Source organism: Novosphingobium sp. SG720 (assembly GCF_012275365.1).
Classification (GTDB): Bacteria; Pseudomonadota; Alphaproteobacteria; order Sphingomonadales; family Sphingomonadaceae; genus Novosphingobium; species Novosphingobium rhizosphaerae.
This window is the reverse complement of the sequence record NZ_JAAZQN010000006.1, coordinates 1-24,453: the sequence shown is the minus strand read 5'-3', so window position 1 is coordinate 24,453 and position 24,453 is coordinate 1. Positions and strand designations below refer to the sequence as shown.

The window sequence follows — 24,453 nt, the reverse complement described above, 5'->3', positions numbered from 1 at the left end:
GCCATTGCTCAAGCCTGTGCGGGCGCCAGCGCAGCCGCCAGGAACCCACGCCACGGCGCGGTGGGGCGGCCGATCAGGCGCGACAGGGTGTGGCTGTCGTCGAACAGGCTGCCTTGCCCGGCGCAGGCATCGGAATCGGCCAGGATCGTAGCCAGCGGTTCGGGCAGTCCAGCCTGGACCAGGCCGGCCTGCAGCGCTTCCTTGGGCAGATCGACATAGCTGACCGGCTTTCCGGAAATGTCGGCCAGCGCGGCGGCCAGGTCTGCCATGGTGAAGCTTTCGTCCCCAGCCAGTTCAAGCACCTGGCCATCGTGGCCACCGGCCAGGACGAGGGCGGCCGCCAGGGCATAGTCTTCACGCGCGGCGGGCGACACCCGGCCGGTTCCAGACGCGCCATAAAGCTGCCCGCTGGCCAGCGCGGGCCCGGCGCCCATCAGGTAGTTTTCCAGATACCAGCCGTTGCGCAGAACAGTGTGGACGATGCCGCTTTCCGCCAGCAGCCGTTCGGTGATCGCGTGTTCGCGTGCGATCAGCATCGGGCTTTTGGCGGCATCGAGCACCGACGTATAGGCGATGAAGCCAACCCCGGCTGCCTTGGCCGCGTCGATCACGGCGGTGTGTTGCGGCACGCGCGCGCCGATTTCCGAGCCGGAAATGAACAGCACGCGATCCACCCCGGCAAAGGCGTCTGCAAGCGATGCGGGATCGTTGTAATCGCCCCGCCGCACCTGGATGCCGCGCCCGGTAAAGCGCTGCGCCGCTTCATCCGAACGCACCAGCGCGATGATCGAAGCGGGGTCCACCAGCGTGGCGAGGGTATCGATGGCGAGCTGGCCAAGTTGGCCCGAAGCGCCGGTAACGAGGTGGGTGGTCATGGCACGATGATCCTTCTAAAGCGGAGTGCAAGTCTCAGATAGAGACTTGATCGCGGCCGTGAAGGAGGCAGTTTTTCGTGACGAGGTTACCTCCAGAGAACCTTGCCCGGGCCGTGGCGCCCGACAATCCGATGGCGGTGTGGCGCCAGGCCGGCTTCGATCCGCACGATTGCCCGGTGCGCAATATTCTCGATCATATCGCCGCCAAGTGGACCGTGCTGATCCTGCTGGAACTGCACCTGGGCCCGCAGCGATTCAATGGGCTGCTGCGGGCATTGCCCGATATCTCGCGCCGCATGCTGACCCAGGGGTTGCGCGATCTGGAACGCGACGGCCTGATCGATCGCACCGTGTTCGACACGCGCCCACCGGCGGTGGAATACCGCCTGACACCGCTCGGCCAGTCGCTGATGGGGCCGCTCCTGGCACTGGTCGGCTGGTCGACCGACCACGGGCAAGTCATCGCCAGCGCCCGCGCGCGCTTCGATAATGCCGCTGACGTTGCCTGAGCTTATTCCTGGGGCAGGATCAGGTATTTCGAACCGGTGGCGCGGCGGGTGAAATCGCGCACCACGTCTTCGTCCAGCACGCGCGACAGCGGCACTTGCGTCTTGTAGTTCGACGCGAAGATCGTGGTCAGGTCCTGGCCCACGCGGGCCTGCATGCGCGCGCGGACTTCGGGGCCCAGCTCTTCCATGCGCGGAAACAGCAGCCAGCCCGAAACGTCCCAGACAAAGCCGATGTCGCGCGGCAGCGTGATCGGCCCGGTATCGAGCATGCCATAGACATAGGCGCGCTTTTTGGCGGTGGAGCCATAGCGGGAATAGGCCCCCGCCGCCGCACGGCCCACTTGTTCCATGGTCGAAAGGATCGTGCCCAGCACCGGGCCGCCGCCAATGGCGTCGAACACGGTATCGGCGCCGGTCGCTTCCAGCGCCTGGCGCAGGTCTTCGCGGAACGTGGGGCTGGCACTGTCCAGCACATGGGCGGCGCCGATGCCTTTGAGCAAGTCGGCCTGCTCGGCCTTGCGCACCACGTTGACCAGGGGAATGCCTTCGGCCGCGCACAGGCGCACCAGCATCTGGCCCAGGTTCGATGCTGCGGCAGTGTGGATGATGCCCTTGCCGCCCACGCTGCGCAGTGTTTCGACAAAGCCCACCGCCGTCAGCGGGTTGACGAAAGCGGCCGCGCCATCGCGCGCGCTGGTGCCTTCGGGCAGGACCATGCAGCTTGCTGCCGGCACCACGCGGTGGCGGGCATACATGCCACCCGCCACGGTCGCCACGCGCTTGCCCACCAGCGCCTGTGCCGCCGCGCCCGATCCGGCCGCGATCACCGTGCCGGCGCCTTCGCTGCCCACGGGCATTACCTCGCTTATGCGTCCGGCCAGCGCGGCCATGCCGGCGGGCGAAACCGGCGCTTCCACCTGGCCGGGGGCGAACACGGCATCGTCGATCCGGGCGGAGCTGAACAGCAGGCCCAGGTCTGACGGATTGATCGGCGCGGCTTCCACCGCGATGACCACGTCGTTCTCGCCAGGCGCGGGCAGCGGCATGTCCGTGAGCGCCGCCACGATCTTGCCGCCTTCATGGACCTGGCTGGTGAGGACGAGGGTGGTTTGCGGCAGCATGGGCACTCCTTGGTATGGGGCGTGGAATTTCGTTCGAACGCACGTCACCCCGGACTTGATCCGGGGTCCGGCTTCTTCCGACATGGAGCGAAGACAAAGCGGGACCCCGGGTCAAGCCCGGGGCGACGAAAGACGGTCCGGATTTCCTTCCTACCCCAGCTTGCGCAGGGGATCGCTGCCGTCCCAGTCGCGCGCGGCCTCGCGCATCATGGCAAACAGGCCCGCGCCGCCTTCCATCAGCTTGACATATTCGATCACGCCGCCCGGCCCGGCGCCGGCATCGGCATAGATCACCCCGCCGGTTTCGCCCACTTTGCCTTCGATCAGGATCGTGGCGCCGGCTTCGGCCAGCGCGGCGCGCACCGGCTCCAGGTCGTCAACCTCGACGCACACGTGGTGCAGCCGGTCGGTGACGGCATAGGGCCCGGTATAGATCGACGGCGCATCGTTTTCCGGGCGGATCAGTTCGATCTGCATATCCCCCCAATAGCCCCAGGCCGCGGCAAAGCGCGCGTCGCTTGGCTGTCCCAGATAGGTCATGTCGGTCAGCGTGATGCCTTCCATCACGAAGAACGGCCCGGCGCCGACCACCCGCGTCCAGTAATCGATCGCCGCATCGAAATCGGCGGGCAGGTAGGCCATCTGGAAGATCGGGCCGAACTGCGTGAGGGGGCCGCGCTGGGACATGGGGATCTCCGTGTGAAAGTCAGGCAAACAGGCGCTCGGGGGTTTCGAGCAGGTCTTTGAGTGTGGCGAGGAACGCCGCGCCCGCTGCGCCGTCGATGGCTCGGTGATCAACCGAGAGCGTGAGCGCCAGCCGCGTTTCAAAGCCAACGCCGCCGCCGGGCAATTCGCAAGGGGTGCGCGCCGCCGCGCCCACCGCCAGAATCGCGGCCTGGGGTGGATTGATGATCGCGGCAAATTCCTCCACCCCGAACATGCCGAGGTTGGAGATGGAAAACGTGCCGCCATCCATGTCCTCGAACGCCAGCTTGCCGGCCTGCGCCTTGTCGATCAATGCGCGGGTGGCCGTGGCGATGGCGGCGATGGGCTGGCGATCGGCCTGGCGCACGATCGGCGTGACCAGGCCCTTGGGGCTCGCGACGGCGATGGCGATATCGGCATGGGCAAAGCGGTGCACGCTTTCACCGTGCACCTGCACGTTGACATCGGGATGCTGCGCCAGGGCCAGCGCGGTGGCGCGCACCAGATAGTCGTTGATCGTGGCCTTGCTGCCAAGAACGAGATTGGCTGTCTTGCGCAGGGCCAGCAGTTCATCCAGCCGCGCGCTGGAGCGCAGGTAGAAGTGGGGAATCTGCTGCTTGGCTTGCGTCAGGCGCTGGGCCACCACCTTGCGCACACGATCGAACGGCGCCACCACTGGCGGATTGGGCACCAGGGCAAAGGGCGCGGGCCCTGCGGGCGCAGCGGGCGCCGGGATCAGGGCGAGGACATCGGCCTTGGCAATGCGGCCGCGCGGGCCAGAGCCTTTTACGCCCACAAGACTGATGCCGTGCTGGGCGGCCAGCCGCCGGGCGAGGGGGGAGGCGAAGACCTTGGCGTCTTCCTCCGCCACGGTGAGCGTGCCGTGCAGCGCGGGGATGGCCGGCGCACGCAATGCCTGCTGCACGTCCTGCAAGGTGATGCGCCCATCGCGGCCCGATCCGGTGATCGGCTCGATGTCGAGCCCGGTTGCCTCGGCCAGCTTGCGCGCTTCCGGGCTGATGGCGCGGTTGGTGAGCAAGGGCTTGGTGACCGGGGGCTGGGGCGCCGGAGCTTGCGCTGCCGGGGCCGGCGCTGCGGCAGGCGCGGCGCCACCACGCGCGGCGGCGCTGGCTTCGGCCGGGCGGAAAGCAGCGATGAACGCATCGATCTCGGCCGCGCTCGTGCCCGGTTCGGCCAATACGGCGAGCAGCGCGCCAACGGGCTGCGCGTCCCCCCCGGCGGGCACCAGCACGCGGGCCAGCACGCCATCCCATTCGGCTTCGACTTCGTTGGTGATCTTGGCGGTTTCGATCAGGCACAGAAGCTGGCCACGGGAAAAGGCCGAGCCTTCCTCCAGCTTCCATTCGGCGAGGGTTCCCTCGGTCATCTCGATGCCCCACTTGGGCATACAGAAGGGGCGGATGTCAGGCATGCGGCCCTCCTCAGCGCCAGGCCAGAACGCGGCGCACGGCATCCTCGATCTTGTCGATCGAGGGCAAGTACGCGCTCTCCAGCTCGCGCGCGAACGGGATGGGGGTGTGCGGCGGGGTAACCTGCAGCGGCGGCGCCTTGAGGCTGGAAAACGCCTTTTCCGCCACCAGCGCGCGCAAGTCTGCGGCCAGGCCGCAGCGCGGCGGCGCTTCGTCCACCACGATCAGGCGGCCGGTCACTTCCACGCTGTCGAGAATGGCTTCCTCGTCCAGCGGGCTGGTGGTGCGCAAGTCGATCACGTCGCAGCCGATGCCCTCGGCAGCCAGGCGGTCGGCCGCCGCCTCGCACATGCCGAGCAGCAGGCCGGTCGAGACGATCGTCACGTCGCCACCCGCGCGGGTGAGGCGCGCGTGGCCGAACGGGATCATGAAGTCCGGGTCGTCGGGCACTTCGCCGCTGGTCGCGTAAAGCGCCTTGTGCTCCAGGAAGATCACCGGATCATCGTCGCGGATGGCGGTGCGCAGCAGGCCTTTCACATCGGCCGGGGTGGCTGGCATCACCACTTTGAGGCCGGGCATGCCGGTCAGGATCTGGTGGACCGACTGGCTGTGCTGGGCAGCGGCGTTGAAGCCCGCGCCATAGGCCATGCGGATCACCGCCGGGCAGCGCGTCTTGCCGCCGAACATATAGCGGAACTTGGCAATCTGGTTCCACAGCTGGTCGAGGCACACGCCGATGAAGTCGGCAAACATCAGTTCGGCCACCGGCCGCTTGCCCGATAGTGCCAGGCCCGCCGCCGCGCCGATGATCGCGCTTTCCGAAATCGGCGTGTCGATCACGCGGGTGGGGCCAAACCGGTCATAAAGGCCGGTAGAGGTTGACCAGATGCCGCCGATCGCTTCGGGTCCGCCGGCCGTCCCCATGCCGCCCACCACGTCTTCGCCCAGCACCACCACATCGGGGTCGCGCGCCATTTCCTCCATAATGGTGGAAAGCACGGCATCGCGGTACATCATCTTGGTCATCGTATCCGCTCCCCGCGATCAATAGCTGATGTAGACGTCGGCCAGCATGTCTTCGGCCGTGGGGCGCGCGGCGGCGCGCGCGGCGGCCACCGCTGCCTCGATCGCGTTCAGCACCTCGGTGTCGAGCGTGTCGATCTCGGCATGGTCAAGCAGGCCTGCTGCCGTAACCGCCGCGCGAAACCGCTTGAGGCAATCGCGCTCGGCACGAATGCGATCGAGTTCGCCCGGCCCGCGATAGCGCTGCGGATCGCCTTCGAAATGGCCGAAGAAGCGCTCGGTATCGAATTCCACCGCCACCGGCCCGCCGCCGGCGCGCACGTGGGCCAGCACCTCGCGCATGGTGTCGTGCACGGCAAAGAAATCGGTGCCGTCGGCACGCCAGGCTTTCATGCCAAAGGCTTGCGCCCGGCTGGCGATGTCCTGTGCCGTGCCCACGGCATAGGAAAAGCCGGTGTGTTCGGAATAGTGGTTGTTCTCGAACACGAAGATGCACGGCGCCTGGGTCACGACGGCGAGGTTCATCGCCTCGAACGTGGTGCCCTGGTTGCACGCGCCGTCGCCGGAAAAGGCGATGGCCACGTTGAGGCCATCGGGGCCAGGGCCATCGGCGCGGCTGGCAAGCGCCGCGCCCACCGCGATGGGCGCGCCGGCGCCGACGATGCCATTGGCGCCCAGCATGCCCTTGTCGGCGTCGGCAATGTGCATCGAGCCGCCCTTGCCCTTGCACAGGCCCTCGCGGCTCCCCCAGATTTCCTTCATCATTCCTTCCACGTCGCAGCCCTTGGCCAGGCAATGGCCATGGCCACGGTGGGTGGAAACGATGCGATCCTGCGTGCCCAGATGCGCGCAGACGCCCACCGCCACGGCTTCCTGCCCGCAATAGAGGTGGGTGAAGCCGGCGATCTCGCCGGTCTGGATTTCCACGTGCAGCCTTTCCTCGAACTCGCGGATGGTCTTCATCGCGCGATAGGCGTTCAGCAGGGCTTCCCGGCTCAGTTGCATTCCCGACTCCCGACGGTTCTGTTTTGCCTGTTCATGGCTTAAAGATGCAGCACGGTCTTGGCGATGATCCCGGCCTGCACCTCGTTGGTGCCGCCAAAGATCGTCCAGGCACGACTGTTGAGATAGCGCGCGGCAGCAACCTGGCTTTGCCCGCCATGCACCGGCACAGGGGCGCCGGCCCCATAGAGCGGGCGCTGGCGTTCCAGTTCCAGCCCGGCCAGGCCGAGCAAGTCCATCGCCAAGAGGTCGATATCCTGCCGCAGGTTCGAGGCCAGCAGCTTGACCAGCGAGGTTTGCGGCCCCGGCTTTTGCCCATGGGCGATTTCCGAAAGGATCTTTAGCTCGATCATTTCGAGCGATTCCACCCCCAGGCGGATGCGCGCCACGCGCCGGCGCCATTCGGCGTTGCCGGCCATCGTGCCGCCGTGGCCATCGCTCTGGCTGACAGCGTCGGCCTCGATCCGGCGCAAGTCATAGGCCAGCTTGGGCGCGTGGCACGAACCGCCGCGTTCGTTTTCCAGCAGGAACTTGGCCAGTTTCCAGCCATCGCCCTCGGCGCCCACGCGGTCGCTCACCGGCACTTCCACGTCTTCCAGGAACACCTGGTTGACTTCGTGATCGCCCGCCAGCGTCAGGATCGGGCGCACCGAGATGCCCGGCTGGTTCATGTCGATCAGCAGGAACGAAATGCCCGCGTTCTTGTGCGCGCTGGCATCGGTGCGCGCCAGGCAGAACATGCGGTTGGCCCAATGGGCATGGGTGGTCCAGATCTTCGATCCGTTGACGACATAGCGCTCGCCGCGTTCGTCGCTGATCCGCACGGCGCGGCATTGCAGGCTGGCAAGGTCCGATCCGCTCGCCGGCTCGGAAAAGCCCTGGCACCAGTAATCCTCGCCCGAGAGGATGCGCGGCAGATAATGCGCCTTCTGTTCGGGCGTGCCAAAGGTGTAGATCACCGGGGCCACGAGCTTGAGGCCCAGCACCGTCAGGTTGGGCGCACCGGCTTCGGCGCATTCCTTTTCGAAGATGTAGCGCTGCACCGGGCTCCACCCCGTGCCGCCGTATTCCTTTGGCCATTGATAGGCGAGCCAGCCCTGCTTGTGCAGCACGGCGTTCCACGCCTGGCCGATGTCGGGCTCCACGAAGACCGATGGCGTGGCGGCGGCGCCATCGCGGATCTGCGCTGTCAGGTTTTCGGCCAGGAACGCGCGCACTTCGTCGCGGAACGTCAGGTCTTGGGGAGAGAGATCAAGGTCCATCGGGGCTATTTCTGAAGAATGGTGACTGCTGAGACGCCGGGGGCGCCATAGACGTGGCTGTAGGCCGTGCGTGGGCTGCCCGGCACTTGCCGCCCACCGCCCGCGCCACGCAATTGCACAACGTTTTCATAAACCTGGCGCAGGCCAGAAGCGCCGATCGGCTCCCCGCAGGCAAGGCATCCGCCATCGGTGTTGACCGGCAGGGTGCCATCGATGCGCGTCCGTCCTTGCGCCAGCCATTCCTCCTGCGCGCCATCGGGGCAAAAGCCGTTCTCGGCCATGTGCATGATCTCTGCCCCCGCTTCGGTGTCCTGCAACTGCGCCACGGCGATCTCGCCGGGGCCGATGCCGGCCGCCTCGAACGCAGCCGCCGATGCCAGGCGCGTGGCCGTTGCGGTGCCGCCGCCGATATCGATGCAGGGGGCAAAGACTTCGAAACTGCCGGGCGGGCGGGTGCGCATGGTGGCGGCGGCCAGGCGGATGGGTGCGGCGCCCAATTGGCGTGCCTTGCGCTCGCTCGCCAGCACCAGCGCCACGGCGCCTTCGCCGGGCGAGCAGAACATGAACTTGGTGAAGGGATCGGACACCATCGGCGCATCGAGAATGGTGTCGAGCGCCACCGGCTCCCGCCGCCAGGCGTGGGGTGCATGGACGCCGTTGGCAAAGGCCTTTTCCGCCACCAGCCCCAGCGTGCGGCGCGAAATGCCGTGCAGGTGCATGTAGCGCATGATCTTGGCGGCAAAGAACTGGGTGGTGACCATGTAGCCGGCTTCGCCATACCATTCGGGCAGGTTGTATTCGGCCGGCAGGGCATTGAACGCGCCGCGCGGATGCTTGTCGAAGCCGAGCGCAAGGCCCAGCTCGAACTCGCCCGAACGGATCGCCATCTGCGCCGAAAACAGCGCCGAGCCGCCGGTGGCACAGCCGTTGCGCACATTGATGAACTGCACGCCGGTCAGCCCCAGGTGCGAGACCATGGAGTCGGGATTGCCGGCCGCATCCGATCCGCCATAAGCAAACTGGATATCGCGCCACTCTACCCCGGCATCGGCCAACGCCGCGCGCACGGCGAGCACGCCCTGTTCGAGGCCGGATCGCCCTTCGGTGCGGCCAAACGGATGGATCCCGATCCCCACGATCTGGACGGCCGCGCTCATGCTGCTGCCTCCGCCGGGCGGAACGCGGGCAGCCACAACGGCGTTGCGGCCTGCGCATCAAGCGCCACGCGGGTCAGCACCAGGTCCATGCCGATGCGGATGGCGTCGAACGCCACATCCACCAGGCGCGCCTGCACGATTACTTCGCCGGGTAGCTCGACATAGGCGAGCGCCCAGGGGGTGAAGTCTTCCGGCCCGGCATAAGGCGGGCTTTTCGGGCGAAAGCGCTGGATGGTGTAAGACCACAGCGTGCCGCGCGGCGAAAGCGCGACCGGTTCGAACGCCGGTGCTGCGGGATGGGGAAACACGATGCGCCCGCTATCCCGCTCGCGCCCACCCATCAGCCGCAAGGGCGCTTCGGGCATGAACAGGGCGGCGGGCTGGGGCAAAGTTTTCCTCTCCTGACAATGCGGGCGCTGTTGCGATTCCGCTTTCCCGATAAAGCCCGCCGGTGCCCCTGCTGGCGACTCTTCAAAACGCTAGGGCCAATCAAAAGGGCAGGGGAAACGGCGCAATTGCGCCGGGCACGGCGCCACGCCGCGCCGAAACGACGCGAGCTATGCTGCGGAAATGCTGCACGCCTACTTGTTGAGCGAAATGTAGCCGAGCTGGGCCGCCTTGAAGACGGTCTGGCTGCGGTTGACCGCGTCCAGCTTGATCGAGGCGTTGTGGATGTGGAAGCGCACCGTGGCGCGGCTGCGGCCGATGATCATGCTGATTTCCAGGTCGGTCTTGCCGATTGCCGCCCAGCGCAGGCACTCCACCTCGCGCTTCGACAGGCGCGAGCCCGGCGGCAAGGCCTGAAGCGAACCCATCGTGTTGACATAGCTGGTGATGAACGTGCGCCCGACCAGGCCAAAGATATCGCCATAGCGGCGGAACAACGGGCCAAGATCGGTAAGCGACTGGTCCAGCGGATTGAACGAGACCGCGCCGATCTGGCCAAAGGGCAGGTGTACCGGCACGACGATTGCCGCGCGGGTCATCGCCCGGGTTTCGAAGTTGGTGAGGTCGATCGCGGCGAGATAGCGGTTGGGTGCACGGGTGTGGCAGCCCTTCTCGTTCATCCAGAACGGCTCGCTTTCAAAGCGGCAGGCCGTGGTGATCGGCGAATCCAGCGCGATGCGTGGGTTCTGCCACCAGGCCTTCTCGTTGGTCCAGCCGAACACGTCGCGCGCCAGCACGCTGCCATCGGCGTCCATCGGCGTGCGCTTGTCGGCAATGTTGTGCGCGGGCGCGGCTTGCAATCCGCAACTGCGGGCGAGCGCATCGAGCGCTTGCGCCGCGCGGCGGATCTGATCTGGCGCCGTGATACGCACGGCATCAACCCATTCCAGGCTTGGGGCATCCATCTCCAGGACCATCTCTTTTGCCTTCTTTTGATCGGGCGTTGTGAGCCTTCCTAGCCTTTTTCGCAGCGTGGTTGGCCTGTCGGTAGTGCTAGATCGCTTGGCGAGGGAGCAAAACCCATGAATTTCGAGCGCAGCGAAGAAGAAACCATGCTGGCCGACCTGGCCGATCGCTTTGTGGCCGACCGCTATGATATCGAGCGGCGCTGTGCCTATCAGGCGCATCCGCAGGGTTTTTCCCAGGAAAACTGGGACTTGCTCGCTGAATTCGGGCTGATGGCGGCGCCGCTGGACGAGCGCGACGGGGGCATGAACCTGGACGCGGGAGCGATCGTGGCGCTGTTTGGCGCGCTGGGGCGAGGGTTGGTGACCGAGCCGCTGACCGAAAGCGTGCTCGTGGGCGCACGGCTTTTGCTGGCCGGTGCGGGCGAAGACCTGGCTGCGGCCTGGCGCGAGGGGCTTTCGACCGGCACCCGTCGCGTGGCGCTGGCCCATGCCGAACCATCGAGTCGCGGCAATGCAGCATGGGTGGAAACGCACAGCGAAGCCGGGCCGGGAACCGTGCGCCTTTCCGGCATCAAGCATTGCGTGCCAGCGGGCGTGGGCGCCGACGCCTTTGTCGTCAGCGCACGAACTGCCACAAGCGGTGGCAGCGATGGCGTGGGTTTCTACCTGGTACCCGCCGATGCCCCCGGCCTGACGCTCACGCCGTGGCGGATGATCGATGGCAGCGTGGCCGCGCATCTTGCGCTTGATGGCGTCACCGTCCCCGCCGATCACGCGCTCAGCGACGGGCTTGCCCTGCTCGACCAGGTCATGCCGCTGGCTGATCTGGCCCGCGCCGCAGAGGCAGTGGGCGTCATGCAGCGCATTTTTGACGAGACGCTGGAATATCTGCGCACGCGCAGCCAGTTCAACACGCCCCTGGGCCGTTTCCAGGCGATCCAGCATCGCATGGTGGCGCACTATTGCGCGCTGGAGCAATCCAAGGCGTTGCTCAACCTGGCCCTGGTGGGAAGCGGTGATGGCGGTGACCCAGCGTCGCACGCGCACGATTTTGCCCATGCCGTGGCCGGGGCTCGGGCCTTCATCAGCGAAGTCTCGCTGGCGCTGGGCCACGACATGATCCAGTTCCACGGCGGCATGGGCGTGACCGATGAACTGGCGATCGGCCATGGCCACAAGCGCCTGGTGCTGCTGTCGCGCTGGCCCGAAGAACCGCTGGCCAAGCTCGATCGCTATGCAGGCCTGGCGGCCTGAGGCACCGCGGCATCCCCGCAAGGCTTGGCGACATATCGAAAAATCGGCAAGGGGGGATACCCGGCGCGATCGAGGCGCGATAAGAGCATGCGCGCGGGAACAGGGGATTCCCCCATCGCGCGGTTGTTCTTGGTCGGGATCCCATCATGTTGAAGTCCTCGGTGCGTGTTTTCCTGGCGGGCACGGCCTGCGTTGCGGCCCTCGCGCTGCAAGGCTGCGGGCCGGCGCTGTTCCACCACGAAGCCGCCGCGCGCCGCGCGATGCCGGCCAGGGCCCGGGCAGAACCTGCCGCGCTGGCCCCGCAGGCTGAACCGGAACAGGACCAAGCCCAAACCCAAACCCAGACCCAAACCGCACCACTGCCACCGCCGGCCGCCGATGCCGAACCCACGCCTCCCGCGTCGGCCCCGGTCAGCCCGCCGCTGGCCGCTCCGGCACCCGAACCGGCGCCTTCTCCCGCACCCGCTCCAGTACCGGCGCCTGCGCCTTCTCCCGCTCCCGCTCCCGCCTATACACCGCCTGCGGCACCCGCACCGGTTGCGCCGCCGCCTCCTGCGCCCGAGCCCGTCCCGGAAGCCGCGCCCATCGTCGTGAACCGCTCGCCCGATCCCCCGCCACCGCCGCCACCCCCACCGCCGCCGCCCCCGCCGGTTGCTGTCTCCACGGTCGTGGTGACGGTGTCGCCGCCGTCGGAATGCAAGGATTGCGAGACGGTCAGGCTTTCGGTCTCGCCCACGGGCGAAGTGCTGATCGAGCGCGGCAACTGGGACATGATCCACCAGAAGTGGGTCTATCGCCGCACGCCGACCAAGACCCGGCCACGGAACGCCAATGCCTTCATCGCCGCGCTGGATGGCGATCGGCCGCTGGGGATCAAGGCGGTTTCGGGCAACGCGGGCTGCACCGCCCCAGAAAGCGATGCGGGCGGCAGCGTGGCGCTACGCTGGGTCGATGGTCTGCGCGATGACCGGCTGAACGTGAGCTTTGCCTGCGCGCCCTATGCCGGCAGCACCTGGGAACGCCACGTGCGCGAAGCCGCGGCGCTGCTGTCGTTGAGCCGGCCCATTTTCTAAAGCGCGATGACAAAAACCTAAAGCGTCACGCCGCGTTTCCAGATGCCGATGGCGCGTTCGTCGTTGGCTTCGTTGCGCGCCGGTTCGCCGCTGGCCACGGCGATAATGCGAGCGAGCAGGGCTTGCGCCGCAGCGTCCATGCCGATGTCGAGCGCCTGGCCCGCGTCGAAATCGATCCAGCCGGGTTTGTGCCGGGCCAACGCGGTGTTCGAGGCGATCTTCATCGTCGGCACCGGGCTGCCCAGCGGGGTGCCACGTCCGGTGGAAAACAGCGTGAGCGTGGCGCCGGCCGCGGCCAGCGCGGTGGTGGAAACCGCGTCGTTGCCCGGCGCTTCCAGCACGGTGAGGCCGCGGTGGCTGAGTGTCTGGCCATAGTCGATCACGTCGGTCACCGGGGCCTGGCCGCCCTTTTGCACCGCGCCCAGTGACTTTTCCTCCAGCGTGGTGATGCCCCCGGCAATGTTGCCGGGGCTGGGGTTTTCCGAAACCGGCTCTCCATGATCGAGGAAATAGCGCTTGAAGCGGTTGACCAGGGTGGAGAGCCGATCGAACACCTCGGCGCTGGTCGCGCGTTCGAGCAGCAGGGTTTCTGCGCCGAACACTTCGGGAATTTCGGTCAGGATCGCCGCGCCGCCGGCCTGGGTGACGGCATCGGTCATCCGTCCGATCAAGGGATTGGCGGTCAACCCGCTCATCGCGTCAGACCCGCCGCATTTCACCCCCAGGCGCAGCGCGGAAAGCGGTACCGGCGTGCGCCGATCCTGCGCCATCACCGCCAGCAGATCCTCGATATGGCCAAGCCCGGCGGCAAATTCGTCGGCCTCGCTCTGCGCGCGCAGCACGCGCAGGCGCGTCCGCCGTTCGGGCAGAATGCGCGTGAGCAGCGCATCGAGCTGGTTGGATTCGCAGCCGAGACCGAGCAGCAGCACGCCGCCGGCATTGGGATTCATCGCCAGGGCGGCCAGGATCGCGGCCGTGCCATCCAGGTCAGCGCCCAGTTGCGAACAGCCAAATGGGTGGTTGAACGCATGGACGCCATCGATAGCGGCGCCGGGCAGGGCCGCCGTCATGCCCTGGCCGCGCTGCGCCAGGCGCTCGCCCAGCCGGCCTACGCAGCCCACGGTGGGCAGGATCCACAGCTCGTTGCGCGTGCCCACGCTGCCATCGGCGCGGGCAAAGCCCAGGAACGTGGGCGCATCCCCCGGCGCAACGGGCGCGGTATCCGCATGCGGGGCAAAGGCATAGGCCAGTTCCCCGCCCAGCGCCGTCTTCAGGTTGTGGCTGTGCACATGCTCGCCCGCCGCGATCGCCTGGGTCGCGAGGCCGATGCGCGCGCCATAACGGTGCACCGGGGCGCCTGCCGATAGGGAGTGCAGCGCGAACTTGTGCCCCGCCGGAACGGCATCGCGCAACACCACGCGGCTGGTCCCCACGGCAATGGTCTCGCCCGCGTCGAGTGGACGCAGCGCCACGGCAACATCATCGCGCGGGGCGATCTGCAGGGCATCGGGAAGGGTGGTGAGGGCCTCGGTCATGCGGCTGGGATACACTGTTGCCAGCGCTGGCACAACCGGCTAGAGCCCCTTTCGCCGCATGCAAGAGGCTTTTTCGATGCCCAGACTCGACCTTCATCCCGATCGCCTGTTTCCCGCCGATCCCGCCACGCGGGCGATTGCGCGCGAACTCTATGGCCTGGTGGCCAAGGCGCCGATCATCAGCCCGCACGGCCATACCGACCCGGAATGGTTTGCCAGCGATGCGCCCTGGGCCAATGCCACCGAACTGCTGCTCGCGCCCGACCATTACCTGTTCCGCATGCTTTATTCGCAAGGCGTGTCGCTCGATGCGCTGGGCGTGCCGCGCCAGGGTGGCGTGCTGCCCGATATCGATCCGCGTGCGGCCTGGCGCACCTTTGCCAGCCACTGGCACCTGTTTCGCGGCACGCCTTCGGCGATGTGGCTGGGCCATGTCTTTGCCGAAGTCTTCGGGATTACCGAAACGCTCAATGAAACGAGTGCGGACCATTATTACGACGCGATCGGTGCGGCGCTGGCCAGCCCGGCGTTTCGCCCGCGCGCGCTGTTCGAGCGGTTCAATATCGAACTGCTCGCCACCACCGAAGGCGCGGCAGACGATCTGGCGCACCACAAGGCCATCCGGGCATCTGGCTGGCAGGGCAATGTGGTCACCACCTATCGCCCGGATTCGGTGATCGATCCCGAACACGATGCCTTTGCCCGCGATATGGCGCGTTTTGCCGAATTGAGCGGAGAGGACGTGACGAGTTGGACCGGCTATCTCGCCGCGCACCGCCAGCGCCGTGCCGATTTCCGCGCGATGGGTGCAACCGCCACCGACCATGGCTTTCTCACCCCGCGCACGGCCAATCTTTCGCGCGCGCAATGCGAGGCGCTGTTTGCCAAAGTCATGGCTGGCCGGGCCGATGCGGCAGAGGCGGAGCTGTTCCGCGCCCAGATGCTGACCGAAATGGCGCGGATGAGCCTGGAGGATGGCATGACCATGCAGATCCACCCCGGCGCCACGCGCAACCACAATGCGCAGCTTTTTGCCAGCCACGGGCGTGACAAGGGCGCCGACATCCCCCGCGCCACCGAATATGTCGAGGCGCTGCGCCCGATGCTCGATCTGTTCGGCAACGAACCGGCGCTCAAGGTCATCCTCTTCACCCTGGACGAAACGACCTATGCCCGCGAACTGGCGCCGCTGGCCGGGCACTATCCGTGCCTCAAGCTGGGGCCGGCCTGGTGGTTCCACGATAGTCCCGAAGGCATGCGCCGGTTCCGCGAAATGACCACGGAAACCGCCGGGTTCTATAACACCGTCGGTTTCAACGACGATACGCGCGCGTTCCTTTCCATCCCGGCGCGGCATGACGTGGCGCGGCGGATCGATTGCGGCTTCCTCGCGCGGCTGGTGGCCGAACACCGCCTGGCCGATTGGGAAGCGGCCGAACTGATCGTGGAATTGACCACGGGGCTGGTGCGGCGCGCCTATGGCCTGCCTACGCCGGAAGGGCAGGGCTGATGCGGCTCTCCCCCGAAACGCTGCAGCTTGTGCCTGCCGAGGTGGCGCGCCCGGCCTATGACCGCACCACGGTGCGCCAGGGCGTGGTTCATTTCGGCCCCGGCGCTTTCCACCGCGCGCACCAGGCCGCCGCGTTCGACACCTTGCTGGCCCGCGATCCGCGCTGGGGCATCACCGGGGTCAGCCTGCATTCGCAGGGTGTGGCCCAGGCGCTGAACCCACAGGGCGGGCTCTACACGCTGGCCTTGCTCGATGCACAGACCGATTACCGCGTGATCGGCAGCATCGGTCAGGTGCTTACCGGTGCGGCGCCCGCCGCGATCCTGGCCGCGCTGGCCAATGCCGATACCCGCGTGATCAGCGCGACGGTGACGGAAAAGGGCTATTGCCTGGGCGGCGATGGCGCGCTGGATTTTGCCCATCCGGCCATTGCCGCTGACCTGGCGGCGGCTGGCGGGCCGGGCTGGGTACCGGCCAGCTTCATCGGCTGGCTGGTGCAGGGCCTGGCCGCGCGGCGCGCCGCCGGCCTGCCGGGTGTGACCGTGCTGTCGTGTGACAACGTGACCGACAATGGGCGCAAGCTGGAAGCCGCCACCCTGGCGCTGGCGCAGGCGGTGGATGGCGAAACGGCGCGCTGGATCGGCGATCACGTGCGCTTTCCCAATGCCATGGTGGATTCGATCACGCCGGCCACCGATGATGCGCTGCGCGCGCAGGTGGCCGCGGCAACCGGCCTGCAAGACGCCTGGCCGATCCAGCGTGAACGCTTCACGCAATGGGTGATCGAGGATCGCTTTGCCGGGGAGCGCCCCGCGCTCGACCTGGCGGGCGCGACCTTCGCGGCAGACGTGCGCCCGTTCGAGGCGGCCAAGCTGCGCCTGCTCAATGGCGCGCATTCCACGCTGGCCTATCTCGGGCTGGGGCTGGGCCATGAAACGGTGGCCCAGGCGATGCAGGATGCGGCGCTCGCCACGTTCGTGGAACGGCTGATGCGCGAGGATATCGCCCCGTCGGTCAAGGCGCCGCCGGGCCTGAACCTGGCGGGGTACATCGGCGATGTGCTGGCGCGCTTTGCCAATCCGGCGATCCGGCACCTGTTGGCGCAGATTGCCTGGGATGGCTCGCAGAAGCTGCCCTATCGCCTGCTCGGCACAGTGCAGGACGCGCTCGACGCGGGCCGCCCGATCGACCGGCTGGCCGTGCCGATCGCGGCCTGGCTGCGCTTTCTGGCGGCTGCGGCGCGCGATGGCCGCCCGATCACCGATCCCCTGGCGGGCGAACTCCTGGCCCGTGCGCCCGATTGGCGCGCGGTGCTGGCTATGCCGGCCGTGTTCGGCGCGCTGGGCCACGACGAAGACTTCGTCGATGCCGTGGCGCACGCGCATGCGGCGCTGGAGGAGGGGCGGCTGCCCTGATCAGCTTTTCGGCGCCGGACCAGTCGTTTCGGCCGGCACGATCGCCAGCGTGGGGTGGAACGGCGCTGGCAGGGCCGTGCCTTCGATCCGCGCGATAAGGTGACGGGTCGCGGCGGCCGCGATGGCATCGAACGGGCGCAGCACCGAGGTGAGCGCCGGGGTGAGCATCTGCGCCAGCATGCTGCCGTCAAAGCCGACGACGGAAAGTTGGCCCGGCACGCCCAGGCCCATCCGCGCTGCCACTTTGAGCACGCCGGCCGCCATGATGTCGTTGGCGGCAAAGATCGCGGTGGGGCGATCCGGCCCCGCCAGCAAGGCTTGCGCGGCCGCCATGCCAGAGGCAAAGCCATAGTCGCCCGCCGTTTCGGCCACGCTGGCATCGGCCGTGCCGGCCGCTTCGCCAATGAAGCCGGCGCGGCGCTCACGGGCGGAAGCCATGGTGGTGGGGCCGTTGACCAGGCCCAGGCGGCGATGGCCCAGCTCTAGCAAGTGGCGTGCCACTTGCGCGCCGGCCCCACGCTCGTCACTCAGGATCACGCCGGCAAACCCATCGAGCGGCACCGATGAGACCGCCACGGCCGGCACTTGCGCGCCATCGAGCGCGCCCGCTAGGCCCGCCACCCCCGAAATCGGCGGCAGCACGATCAACCCGTCCACCCGCGATCGGCCGGCAAAACCAATCACGTCCGCGATCGCCGCGTCTCCTGCCAGCGGCGTGGAGTGCACGATCAGTTCATAGCCTTGCTCGGCGGTGACCGAAACGATCCCGCGCTGGATGGAATCGAGCACCAGGGCGTTGCGATCGTTGTGGATCAGCCCGATCAGGAACGAGCGCCGCATGGCGAGCGCGCGGGCGCGCAGGCTGGGGCGGAAGTGCAGTGCGGCAATTGCCGCCTCGATCCGTTCGCGTGTCTGCGCGTTGACCTTGGGAGACTTGTTGAGCACGCGCGAGACCGTGCGGATCGACACCCCGGCTGCCGCCGCGACATCCTCGATCGTGGGTTCGGCGTGGCGCGCGTGGTCCGCGCCGGGCTGGGGGTTGGGATCGGTCATCCCTGTTCTATGCGCACAAAGGCGGTGTCAGGCCAGCCCCACCGTTGCCGCCCAGGCGCGCCACAGGTCGGGCCAGGCCTCCACCGGCTTGCCGATCGCGCGGCGCAGGCCAAAGCCGTGGCCGCCGTTGGCAAAGAGATGCATTTCCAGCGGAATGCCACGGGCCTTGAGCGCGGCGCGCAGGCGCACGGTGTTTTCCACCGGCACCACGTCGTCATCCTCGGCATGGCAGAGGAAATGCGGGGGCGCATCGGCCGGCACGCAAGCGTCGGGCGAATGCGCGGCCTGGAGCGCCGGCGTGGGCTTGGCGCCCAGCAGCAGGGTGCGGGAGCCGGCATGGGCAATGGCCTGGTCCATGCTGACCACCGGATAGATCGGCGCGGCGCTGTGCGGCCGGGCCGATAGTGCATCGGCCGCATCCTGCTGCGGATAGACGCGTTGGGCAAAGCGCGCCGCCAGATCGGCGCAGACATGGCCGCCGGCCGAAAACCCCATCGCGGCCACGCGTTCGGGATCGATCGCATAGTCGCGCGCGCGGTGGCGGATCAAGCGCATGGCACGCTGCGCATCGGCCAAGGCGGTATCGGGCCCCGAAGACCAGCCTTCACCCGGCAGGCGATAGAACAGCACGAAGGCCGTGAAGCCGCGCGCGGCCAGCCAGCGGCCGATTTCATAGCCTTCCTTGTCCACCACAACCCAGCGATAGCCGCCACCCGGCGTGATCATGACACCCGCGCCATTGGGCCGATCCGGCCGGAACACGGCCAGGCGCGGGCGCGTGATGCCCAGCACCGCGCGGTCGTTGACCAGGGTATCGCTCGATCGCTCGTTGACGGTTTCGATCAAGGGAGCGGCCAGATGGCCGGGGGCGCCATCTGGCCACAGGTCGATCGTTTCCACCGGCTGGGGGAGGCCCGGCGGAACACCACGTGGCCCGGCCGGCGGTGGGGTTTGCCCCATCGCCGGCCGGGCTGTTGCCCATGCTGCCCCCGCAAGCGTCCGGGCCACCAGAGCGCGACGGGAAAGCGTCATGGGCAGTGTCTCCCTGGCGTTACCTCACAACTTGGCACGAGCGCCGAACAGGATGGTGCGGCCATAGTGGTTGTTTTCATAGTTCCGCTGGGCGGTCTGGTCGGTGAAGCGATAGCGATAGGCATCGGTCAGGTTGTTGCCGTCGATCGACAGTTCCAGCCATGGACGGATCTTGTAACGCACGGCCGCATCGACGCTGGTGTACGAACCATAGCCTTCGAACACGTTGCCCGTGGCGCTGGTGCCATCGACGAACGGGCCGCGATAGCTGACCGAACCGCGCAGGCTGAACTTGCCGTCGTCATAATAGAGCGTGGCGTTCCACGCCTTCTTCGACACGTTGAGCAGGGTCTGGTTGTAGATTGCCGAAACCCCGGCCAGCGTGCAGGCGCCCGCCGTATTGCGGGTGCAGGCACTCACCGCCGGACCGGTGATGGTGTAATCGGCATCGCTCTTGATCAGCGTGGCATTGCCCTGGAACCCGGTGTGGCTGAGGAAGCCGGGCAGGAACGGGAAGGGCAGTTGCAGCGCGATTTCCAGGCCCTTGAGTGTCGCCCCGGTGCCGTTGACTTGCGAGGAAACGATGTATTCCTGGGCCGGGTCATAGTTGATGTAGGCCGGCGAACTGGGCGTGAGAACCGAACGATCGAGGCCCAGTTGCGGCAGCGTGGCAACATACGTGCCCGCCACCGGGAAGCTTTCGATCTGCTTGATGAACCCGGCCACCGAGATCAGCGCCTGCGGCGCGAAATACCATTCGGCCGAAACGTCGAAATTGGTGGCGCGATAGGGGTTGAGGAACGGATTGCCGAAGGTGACGCGATAGTTGAACCCGTCGACCGAACCACCGGGGTTGAGATTGCCCAGCGAAGGCCGGGTGATGACCTTGGCGATGGCGCCGCGCAGGATCACGTCGCGATGCGGATAGAGTGCGATGTTGAACGAAGGCAGCCAGTCGTCATAGGTCCGGCCCACCGTGGCCGCGACCCCTGCGGTATAGCCGGTGGAGCGCTGGTCGGTGTGGGCATAGCGGATCCCCGCGTTGCCGGCATATTCCAGCCCGAGCAGATCGCCCTTCACGTCGAACTGCAGGTATCCGCCCGAGGTGGTTTCCTGCACCTGGCGGTTGGAGCCCAGGTCTTCCACCGCGGTGCGGCCATAAAGCTTGGTATAGGCCGAGGCCGCATCGATATTGGCCGCGAGGAATTGCGAGGTGGTGCCACCCGGTTGCCCGGAATCGCCCAGGCTGACGAGGTCGGAAATGCTCGAGGTGACGGGCAGGCCATAGACGCTGGACGAGCAGGTGGTGGTGCCCAGGATCAGGTCGGGCTTGCCATTGCCCGAACAGGCAACGGTGTCGCGCGTCCACAACTGGGTCTGGAAGTTATAGCGGCGCCACATTCCGCCAAGCTTGACGGTAAAGCCCTTGGTCACATCCCATTCGGTGCGCAGTTGCACGGTCTTGAACTTGTTGGTGACGTAAGACGGGCGATCGCGGATTTCGGCCAGCTGGAAATTCGCCGGGTTGGTCACGTCGATGCCATAGCTCAGCACGGGCGATTTCATGTTGCTGTAATCGAACGTGAAACCGTTGGCACCCTTGCTGTCGTAGGCAATCGTGCTTTCCACCGGGATATCGGCATCGGATTGCGAGAACCCGCCCAGCAAAGTGAAGCGCAAACTGTCCGAAACGTCCTGGTCCCACGTGGCGCCCACCTGGTAGAACTTGGTCTGCGACTGGCGCAAATAGCTTTCGGTGCGGACATAGGCATTGTTGAACGTGCCGCTGACCATGTTGCCATTGCTGTCATACGTGGGGTTGACCACGTTGAAGCTGCGCTCGTTGGAACGGGCCAGCACTTCCAGCCACTTTTCCTTGCGGTCTTCCTTGAACGAGGAATAGAGCGCGTCGATCGAGATCTTGGTATGGGTGCTGGGCTCGAACTGGATCGAGCCGGTCAGGCCCAGGCGGCGGCGATCGTGCTCCACCACGCCATAGCGCGGAATGCGCGGGTGGAACGACAGGGCGGCGGCATCGCACGCCGTCGACGGGCGATAGAAACCGCCGCTGTTGACCGCCGTGCCGCCGGTGTCGCCCGCCACCGAATAGAAGCACGGCGTGCCATTGACCGAATTGAAATAGGCTTGCGACCAGCGCACCGTGTTGTTGCCGCTTTCCAGCGTATCGGTGTGCGAATAGGCGGCCGAGACATTCACGCCCAGCGTGCCGGCGTCGTTCTTCCACGACAGCAGCCCGGCCACGCGAGGGCCGACGTTCTTCGACAGGCTGTTGTACGAACCCTGCACGTTGAGCACCGCGGTCAGGCCGGTCTTGCCCGCCAGCGGATTGCCGGTGTTGAGATCGACCACCGCGCCCAGCGAGCCTTCGTCAAGGCTCGCCTCGGCCGTCTTGTGCACCACCAGGCTGCTGAACAGTTCCGAAGCGAAGACGTTGAAATCGAACGAGCGATCGCGGTTGGCCGAGGCGCCGTCGGACGAAGTGGTGATCGTTTCCAACCCGTTGACGCGCACGCGGGTGAACTGGGCGCCCAACCCGCGCACGGTGATCGCGCGGCCTTCGCCGCCATCCTTCTGGATCGAGATGCCGGGAATGCGCTGGAGGGATTCGGCGATGTTCTGGTCGGGGAACTTGGCGATGTCTTCGGCCACCACGGCATCCACCGCCGAGACCGAATTGCGCTTTACATTCAGCGCGGCCTGAAGCGATTGGCGAAAGCCGGTGACGATGATCGCCGGGGTCTGGTCTTCGCCGGTGCCGGGCGCGGCTGCCTCTGCAGCGGGTGGCGCGGCGTCCTGCGGCGCCGCTTGGGCCTGGGCGCCGTGCGGCAGGGCGAGCGCGCTGCCGGCGAACAGCGCGATCTTCAGCGTCGAAACTCGGGAAACATTCTTGCGCATCGTAACATCCCCTCTCAGCCCGTGAGGCTGGATGATACCGGTGTCAACAATGCACGCAATGGCTTGCATCGATCCGGCAACACTACTCCCATCCGCGCACGGCGGACCGCCCGGAAGTTGGACCGGGCTCATTGTTTTCGGCGACGTTTCCCCGCCAGCAAGCGAAGAAAGGTAACCGGTGTCATTACAATATGTTTTGCAGCACGATCATGCCCCTGTCAAGAACCCCGTTGCAAACCGTTAGATGAAGAAAATAGTCTATAAAGCAATAATTTAATCTGAATTCACATCGCCGGGAAAGCGGTTTTTGCGCGCCGTCTCGGCGCTTTGGCCGGGCTGCGTGCGAGTGATTCGCACATCAGCTCCCCGGCTGCACATAAGGCGCCGTGGCCCAGATCCGGCGCTGCCAGCCGCGCGGGTCGTCGGCCATGTGCGGGGCGTCGTCGAACACCATCGTGGCGCGCTGCGGCAGGCGATAGGGCGCCCACTCGGGCAAGCCCCGCCCGACCCCGCCGGGCCGCCCGCCGCGTGCAAGCCCGGCAAAGGCCGCCATCATCATCGCGCTCAGCTTGCGGGCTGCCGCATCGGTGCCGGAATAGCTGCCCGGCGCATCGAGCGTGCCGAAGACATAGGGAATATCGTCGGTATGCGCCGCGCCGCGCAAGGGATCGCGTGGGGAAGGGCGGTCAAGCTGATAGACCCAGGTGTGTTCTGCCCCGGCAGCGGCGCGGGCATCGGCCTCGATCACCTGGCCCGGCCAGGAACGCCCCGCCGTGGTGGCGGCGTAATAGACCTGCTCTGCGCTCCACGCCGGCGCTTGGGCGCGGTATTGCGCCACCACCCATTGCGGATCGAGGTCGATCTTCACTTCGGCCGCGATGCGCGCAGGCAAATTGTCCCACGAAAGTCCGGCCAGCTTGGGGCCACGCGGATCGAGGAACGCGCGCGTTTCATCGCGCACATTGCCCAGGATCATCGGCACGCCCAGCGATTGCGGAGCCGCATCGGGCCAGAACGGGTGGCGTGGCAGGTTCGTCATGTCCAGCACCGGGCCGAAATAGACACTGCCATCCACGATCGGATCGGTGGCATCGAGCGCTTCGACCAGCCGTGCGATCGGCAGCATGCGCAAGGACTCCACGTCGCTGACGTCCAGCCGCTGCATCAGCGCGCGGGTACGCGCCAGGGCATGGATCGGGCCGCTGGCCTGGACTTGCTGCCCGCTCATCGTGGCGGCGGCGTGGAACAGGCCCTTGGCCGCTGGCATGGCCATCAGCGTGGCGATCTTGGCCCCGCCGCCCGATTGGCCGAAGACCATGACCCGCGCGGGATCACCGCCGAACGCGGCGATATGATCGCGCACCCATTGCAGCGCCAAAATCAGATCGAGTTGTCCCAGATTGCCGCTATCGGCAAAGCGCGGATCGAGCGGCTTGAGCCAGGCATAGCCCAATGGTCCCAGGCGGTGGTTGACGCTCACCACCACCACGTCGCCATTGGCCGCGAGCCGCCCGCCGTGGGTCAACGGATCGGTGACGGAGCCGTTGGCATAAGCACCGCCATGAAAATAGACCATGACCGCGCGGCTAGCGCGCGGGTGCGCCTCGGGCGTCCACACGTTGAGGAACAGGCAATCCTCGCTTTGCGGCGCGTCGGCCATGCCGCGCTGCGGGCAGACCGGTCCGAACCGCGTGGCATCCACGGTCTCTCCGGTGAAGGGCTCTGCCACGGCGCGGGCAAAGCGGCTGGCGCGGCCATAGCGGATGCCCTTGAACGCCATGACGCCTTCCTCGCGCATGCCGCGATAGCGCCCCACCTGAGGTCGCGTTGGGGAAGCCGCGCGCAAGGGCAGCGGCGCCAGCGCGGCCATGGCGGTGGCGCTCGTGACCAAACTTCGCCGGGTAATCGGACCCATCCTGCCCACTCCCGTTTGTTGTTCTTCCGGTGGCCTCAGCGCCGCACATCACCACCGCTGGCGGAGAATGCATCGAGTTCGGCGCGCGGGATCGTGCACATGTCGCCGGGCTGGCTGTGCTTGAGCGCGGTATAGGCCAGGCCCGCCTGGGCCATGGCGGCCACATCGCCGCGTTCGAGCCAGGCGTGCAGCACGCCGGCGGCAAAGGCGTCGCCGGTGCCGATGCGGTCGACGATGCCGGTCACGTCCACTTCGGCGGTCTGGTGCGCGGCGTCGTGCGCATCGACGCGGGCGGCGATGCGGTGGTGGTC

Annotated in this window: 21 protein-coding genes; 5 read left to right on the top strand and 16 right to left on the bottom strand. The window is 67.0% G+C overall.

What is annotated here, in order from left to right:
- Positions 1 to 8 precede the first annotated feature (8 nt).
- Complete coding sequence (locus FHW94_RS18610) at positions 9 to 875, bottom strand: SDR family oxidoreductase (protein WP_168557341.1); 867 nt, start codon at positions 873 to 875, stop codon at positions 9 to 11.
- A 77-nt stretch (positions 876 to 952) separates the two neighbouring features.
- Between FHW94_RS18610 and FHW94_RS18605 the strand changes: the two genes are divergently transcribed.
- A complete protein-coding gene (locus FHW94_RS18605) occupies positions 953 to 1,384 on the top strand; it encodes a helix-turn-helix domain-containing protein (RefSeq protein ID WP_349237558.1) in 432 nt (143 codons plus the stop codon).
- Positions 1,385 to 1,386: 2 nt separating this feature from the next.
- Here FHW94_RS18605 and FHW94_RS18600 read toward each other — a convergent pair whose 3' ends face one another.
- From FHW94_RS18600 to FHW94_RS18560, 9 genes are all read right to left on the bottom strand, one after another.
- Positions 1,387 to 2,505 carry a zinc-binding dehydrogenase gene (locus tag FHW94_RS18600; RefSeq protein ID WP_168557340.1) on the bottom strand — a complete coding sequence of 373 codons (1,119 nt, stop codon included), beginning with the start codon at positions 2,503 to 2,505 and terminating at the stop codon, positions 1,387 to 1,389.
- A gap of 150 nt (positions 2,506 to 2,655) precedes the next feature.
- Positions 2,656 to 3,192 (bottom strand): VOC family protein, encoded by a 537-nt coding sequence (locus FHW94_RS18595; protein ID WP_168557339.1) that lies wholly within the window; start codon positions 3,190 to 3,192, stop codon positions 2,656 to 2,658.
- 19 nt (positions 3,193 to 3,211) lie between these two features.
- On the bottom strand, positions 3,212 to 4,642 hold the full coding sequence (locus FHW94_RS18590) for a 2-oxo acid dehydrogenase subunit E2 (RefSeq protein WP_168557338.1): 1,431 nt from the start codon (positions 4,640 to 4,642) through the stop codon (positions 3,212 to 3,214).
- 10 nt (positions 4,643 to 4,652) lie between these two features.
- Positions 4,653 to 5,666 carry an alpha-ketoacid dehydrogenase subunit beta gene (locus tag FHW94_RS18585; protein ID WP_168557337.1) on the bottom strand — a complete coding sequence of 338 codons (1,014 nt, stop codon included), beginning with the start codon at positions 5,664 to 5,666 and terminating at the stop codon, positions 4,653 to 4,655.
- 18 nt (positions 5,667 to 5,684) lie between these two features.
- Complete coding sequence (locus tag FHW94_RS18580; protein ID WP_168557336.1) at positions 5,685 to 6,668, bottom strand: thiamine pyrophosphate-dependent dehydrogenase E1 component subunit alpha; 984 nt, start codon at positions 6,666 to 6,668, stop codon at positions 5,685 to 5,687.
- Positions 6,669 to 6,706: 38 nt separating this feature from the next.
- Entirely contained in the window at positions 6,707 to 7,927 is a 1,221-nt protein-coding gene (locus tag FHW94_RS18575; RefSeq protein WP_168557335.1) for an acyl-CoA dehydrogenase family protein, read from the bottom strand.
- 5 nt (positions 7,928 to 7,932) lie between these two features.
- The gene (locus FHW94_RS18570) at positions 7,933 to 9,084 is read right to left on the bottom strand and encodes a thiolase family protein (RefSeq protein ID WP_168557334.1); all 1,152 of its coding nucleotides are present in this window, start codon (positions 9,082 to 9,084) and stop codon (positions 7,933 to 7,935) included.
- The gene (locus FHW94_RS18565; protein ID WP_349237557.1) at positions 9,081 to 9,473 is read right to left on the bottom strand and encodes an OB-fold domain-containing protein; all 393 of its coding nucleotides are present in this window, start codon (positions 9,471 to 9,473) and stop codon (positions 9,081 to 9,083) included. The genes FHW94_RS18570 and FHW94_RS18565 overlap by 4 nt, the downstream gene beginning before the upstream one ends.
- A gap of 192 nt (positions 9,474 to 9,665) precedes the next feature.
- Entirely contained in the window at positions 9,666 to 10,436 is a 771-nt protein-coding gene (locus FHW94_RS18560) for a LuxR C-terminal-related transcriptional regulator (RefSeq protein WP_168557561.1), read from the bottom strand.
- Between the two features lie 117 nt (positions 10,437 to 10,553).
- On the opposite strand from FHW94_RS18560, the gene FHW94_RS18555 reads away from it, so the two are divergent.
- Both FHW94_RS18555 and FHW94_RS18550 read left to right on the top strand, forming a co-directional pair.
- Entirely contained in the window at positions 10,554 to 11,693 is a 1,140-nt protein-coding gene (locus FHW94_RS18555; RefSeq protein WP_168557333.1) for an acyl-CoA dehydrogenase, read from the top strand.
- Positions 11,694 to 11,839: 146 nt separating this feature from the next.
- On the top strand, positions 11,840 to 12,766 hold the full coding sequence (locus FHW94_RS18550; RefSeq protein ID WP_168557324.1) for a hypothetical protein: 927 nt from the start codon (positions 11,840 to 11,842) through the stop codon (positions 12,764 to 12,766).
- A gap of 17 nt (positions 12,767 to 12,783) precedes the next feature.
- Here the strand turns inward: FHW94_RS18550 and FHW94_RS18545 are convergent, their stop codons facing one another.
- Positions 12,784 to 14,301 carry an altronate dehydratase family protein gene (locus FHW94_RS18545; RefSeq protein ID WP_168557332.1) on the bottom strand — a complete coding sequence of 506 codons (1,518 nt, stop codon included), beginning with the start codon at positions 14,299 to 14,301 and terminating at the stop codon, positions 12,784 to 12,786.
- A 76-nt stretch (positions 14,302 to 14,377) separates the two neighbouring features.
- On the opposite strand from FHW94_RS18545, the gene uxaC reads away from it, so the two are divergent.
- Together uxaC and FHW94_RS18535 are read left to right on the top strand one after the other, a co-directional pair.
- Complete coding sequence (gene uxaC / locus FHW94_RS18540; protein ID WP_168557331.1) at positions 14,378 to 15,811, top strand: glucuronate isomerase; 1,434 nt, start codon at positions 14,378 to 14,380, stop codon at positions 15,809 to 15,811.
- Positions 15,811 to 17,226, top strand: a complete 1,416-nt coding sequence (locus tag FHW94_RS18535; protein WP_168557330.1) for a mannitol dehydrogenase family protein — start codon at positions 15,811 to 15,813, stop codon at positions 17,224 to 17,226. Before uxaC ends, FHW94_RS18535 begins: the two co-directional genes overlap by 1 nt.
- Here the strand turns inward: FHW94_RS18535 and FHW94_RS18530 are convergent, their stop codons facing one another.
- The 5 genes from FHW94_RS18530 to FHW94_RS18510 all read right to left on the bottom strand — a co-directional run.
- The gene (locus tag FHW94_RS18530; RefSeq protein WP_168557329.1) at positions 17,227 to 18,279 is read right to left on the bottom strand and encodes a LacI family DNA-binding transcriptional regulator; all 1,053 of its coding nucleotides are present in this window, start codon (positions 18,277 to 18,279) and stop codon (positions 17,227 to 17,229) included.
- A gap of 27 nt (positions 18,280 to 18,306) precedes the next feature.
- Complete coding sequence (locus FHW94_RS18525) at positions 18,307 to 19,311, bottom strand: alpha/beta hydrolase (protein WP_168557328.1); 1,005 nt, start codon at positions 19,309 to 19,311, stop codon at positions 18,307 to 18,309.
- Between the two features lie 24 nt (positions 19,312 to 19,335).
- The gene (locus FHW94_RS18520; RefSeq protein WP_168557327.1) at positions 19,336 to 22,227 is read right to left on the bottom strand and encodes a TonB-dependent receptor; all 2,892 of its coding nucleotides are present in this window, start codon (positions 22,225 to 22,227) and stop codon (positions 19,336 to 19,338) included.
- Between the two features lie 358 nt (positions 22,228 to 22,585).
- Positions 22,586 to 24,142: a carboxylesterase family protein gene (locus tag FHW94_RS18515; RefSeq protein WP_168557326.1), complete on the bottom strand. Its 1,557-nt coding sequence runs from the start codon at positions 24,140 to 24,142 to the stop codon at positions 22,586 to 22,588.
- A 35-nt stretch (positions 24,143 to 24,177) separates the two neighbouring features.
- Positions 24,178 to 24,453, bottom strand: a 276-nt coding sequence (locus FHW94_RS18510; protein ID WP_246866261.1) for a PfkB family carbohydrate kinase, incomplete at its 5' end; no start/stop codon positions are given.

Bases quoted from the DNA above. Each gene is read 5' to 3' on its own strand.
- FHW94_RS18610 (WP_168557341.1), bottom strand. From the start codon at position 875: ATGACCACCCACCTCGTTACCGGCGCTTCGGGCCAACTTGGCCAGCTC.
- FHW94_RS18600 (WP_168557340.1), bottom strand. From the start codon at position 2,505: ATGCTGCCGCAAACCACCCTCGTCCTCACCAGCCAGGTCCATGAAGGC.
- FHW94_RS18595 (WP_168557339.1), bottom strand. From the start codon at position 3,192: ATGTCCCAGCGCGGCCCCCTCACGCAGTTCGGCCCGATCTTCCAGATG.
- FHW94_RS18590 (WP_168557338.1), bottom strand. From the start codon at position 4,642: ATGCCTGACATCCGCCCCTTCTGTATGCCCAAGTGGGGCATCGAGATG.
- FHW94_RS18585 (WP_168557337.1), bottom strand. From the start codon at position 5,666: ATGACCAAGATGATGTACCGCGATGCCGTGCTTTCCACCATTATGGAG.
- FHW94_RS18580 (WP_168557336.1), bottom strand. From the start codon at position 6,668: ATGCAACTGAGCCGGGAAGCCCTGCTGAACGCCTATCGCGCGATGAAG.
- FHW94_RS18575 (WP_168557335.1), bottom strand. From the start codon at position 7,927: ATGGACCTTGATCTCTCTCCCCAAGACCTGACGTTCCGCGACGAAGTG.
- FHW94_RS18570 (WP_168557334.1), bottom strand. From the start codon at position 9,084: ATGAGCGCGGCCGTCCAGATCGTGGGGATCGGGATCCATCCGTTTGGC.
- FHW94_RS18560 (WP_168557561.1), bottom strand. From the start codon at position 10,436: ATGGATGCCCCAAGCCTGGAATGGGTTGATGCCGTGCGTATCACGGCG.
- FHW94_RS18555 (WP_168557333.1), top strand. From the start codon at position 10,554: ATGAATTTCGAGCGCAGCGAAGAAGAAACCATGCTGGCCGACCTGGCC.
- FHW94_RS18550 (WP_168557324.1), top strand. From the start codon at position 11,840: ATGTTGAAGTCCTCGGTGCGTGTTTTCCTGGCGGGCACGGCCTGCGTT.
- FHW94_RS18545 (WP_168557332.1), bottom strand. From the start codon at position 14,301: ATGACCGAGGCCCTCACCACCCTTCCCGATGCCCTGCAGATCGCCCCG.
- uxaC (WP_168557331.1), top strand. From the start codon at position 14,378: ATGCCCAGACTCGACCTTCATCCCGATCGCCTGTTTCCCGCCGATCCC.
- FHW94_RS18535 (WP_168557330.1), top strand. From the start codon at position 15,811: ATGCGGCTCTCCCCCGAAACGCTGCAGCTTGTGCCTGCCGAGGTGGCG.
- FHW94_RS18530 (WP_168557329.1), bottom strand. From the start codon at position 18,279: ATGACCGATCCCAACCCCCAGCCCGGCGCGGACCACGCGCGCCACGCC.
- FHW94_RS18525 (WP_168557328.1), bottom strand. From the start codon at position 19,311: ATGACGCTTTCCCGTCGCGCTCTGGTGGCCCGGACGCTTGCGGGGGCA.
- FHW94_RS18520 (WP_168557327.1), bottom strand. From the start codon at position 22,227: ATGCGCAAGAATGTTTCCCGAGTTTCGACGCTGAAGATCGCGCTGTTC.
- FHW94_RS18515 (WP_168557326.1), bottom strand. From the start codon at position 24,142: ATGGGTCCGATTACCCGGCGAAGTTTGGTCACGAGCGCCACCGCCATG.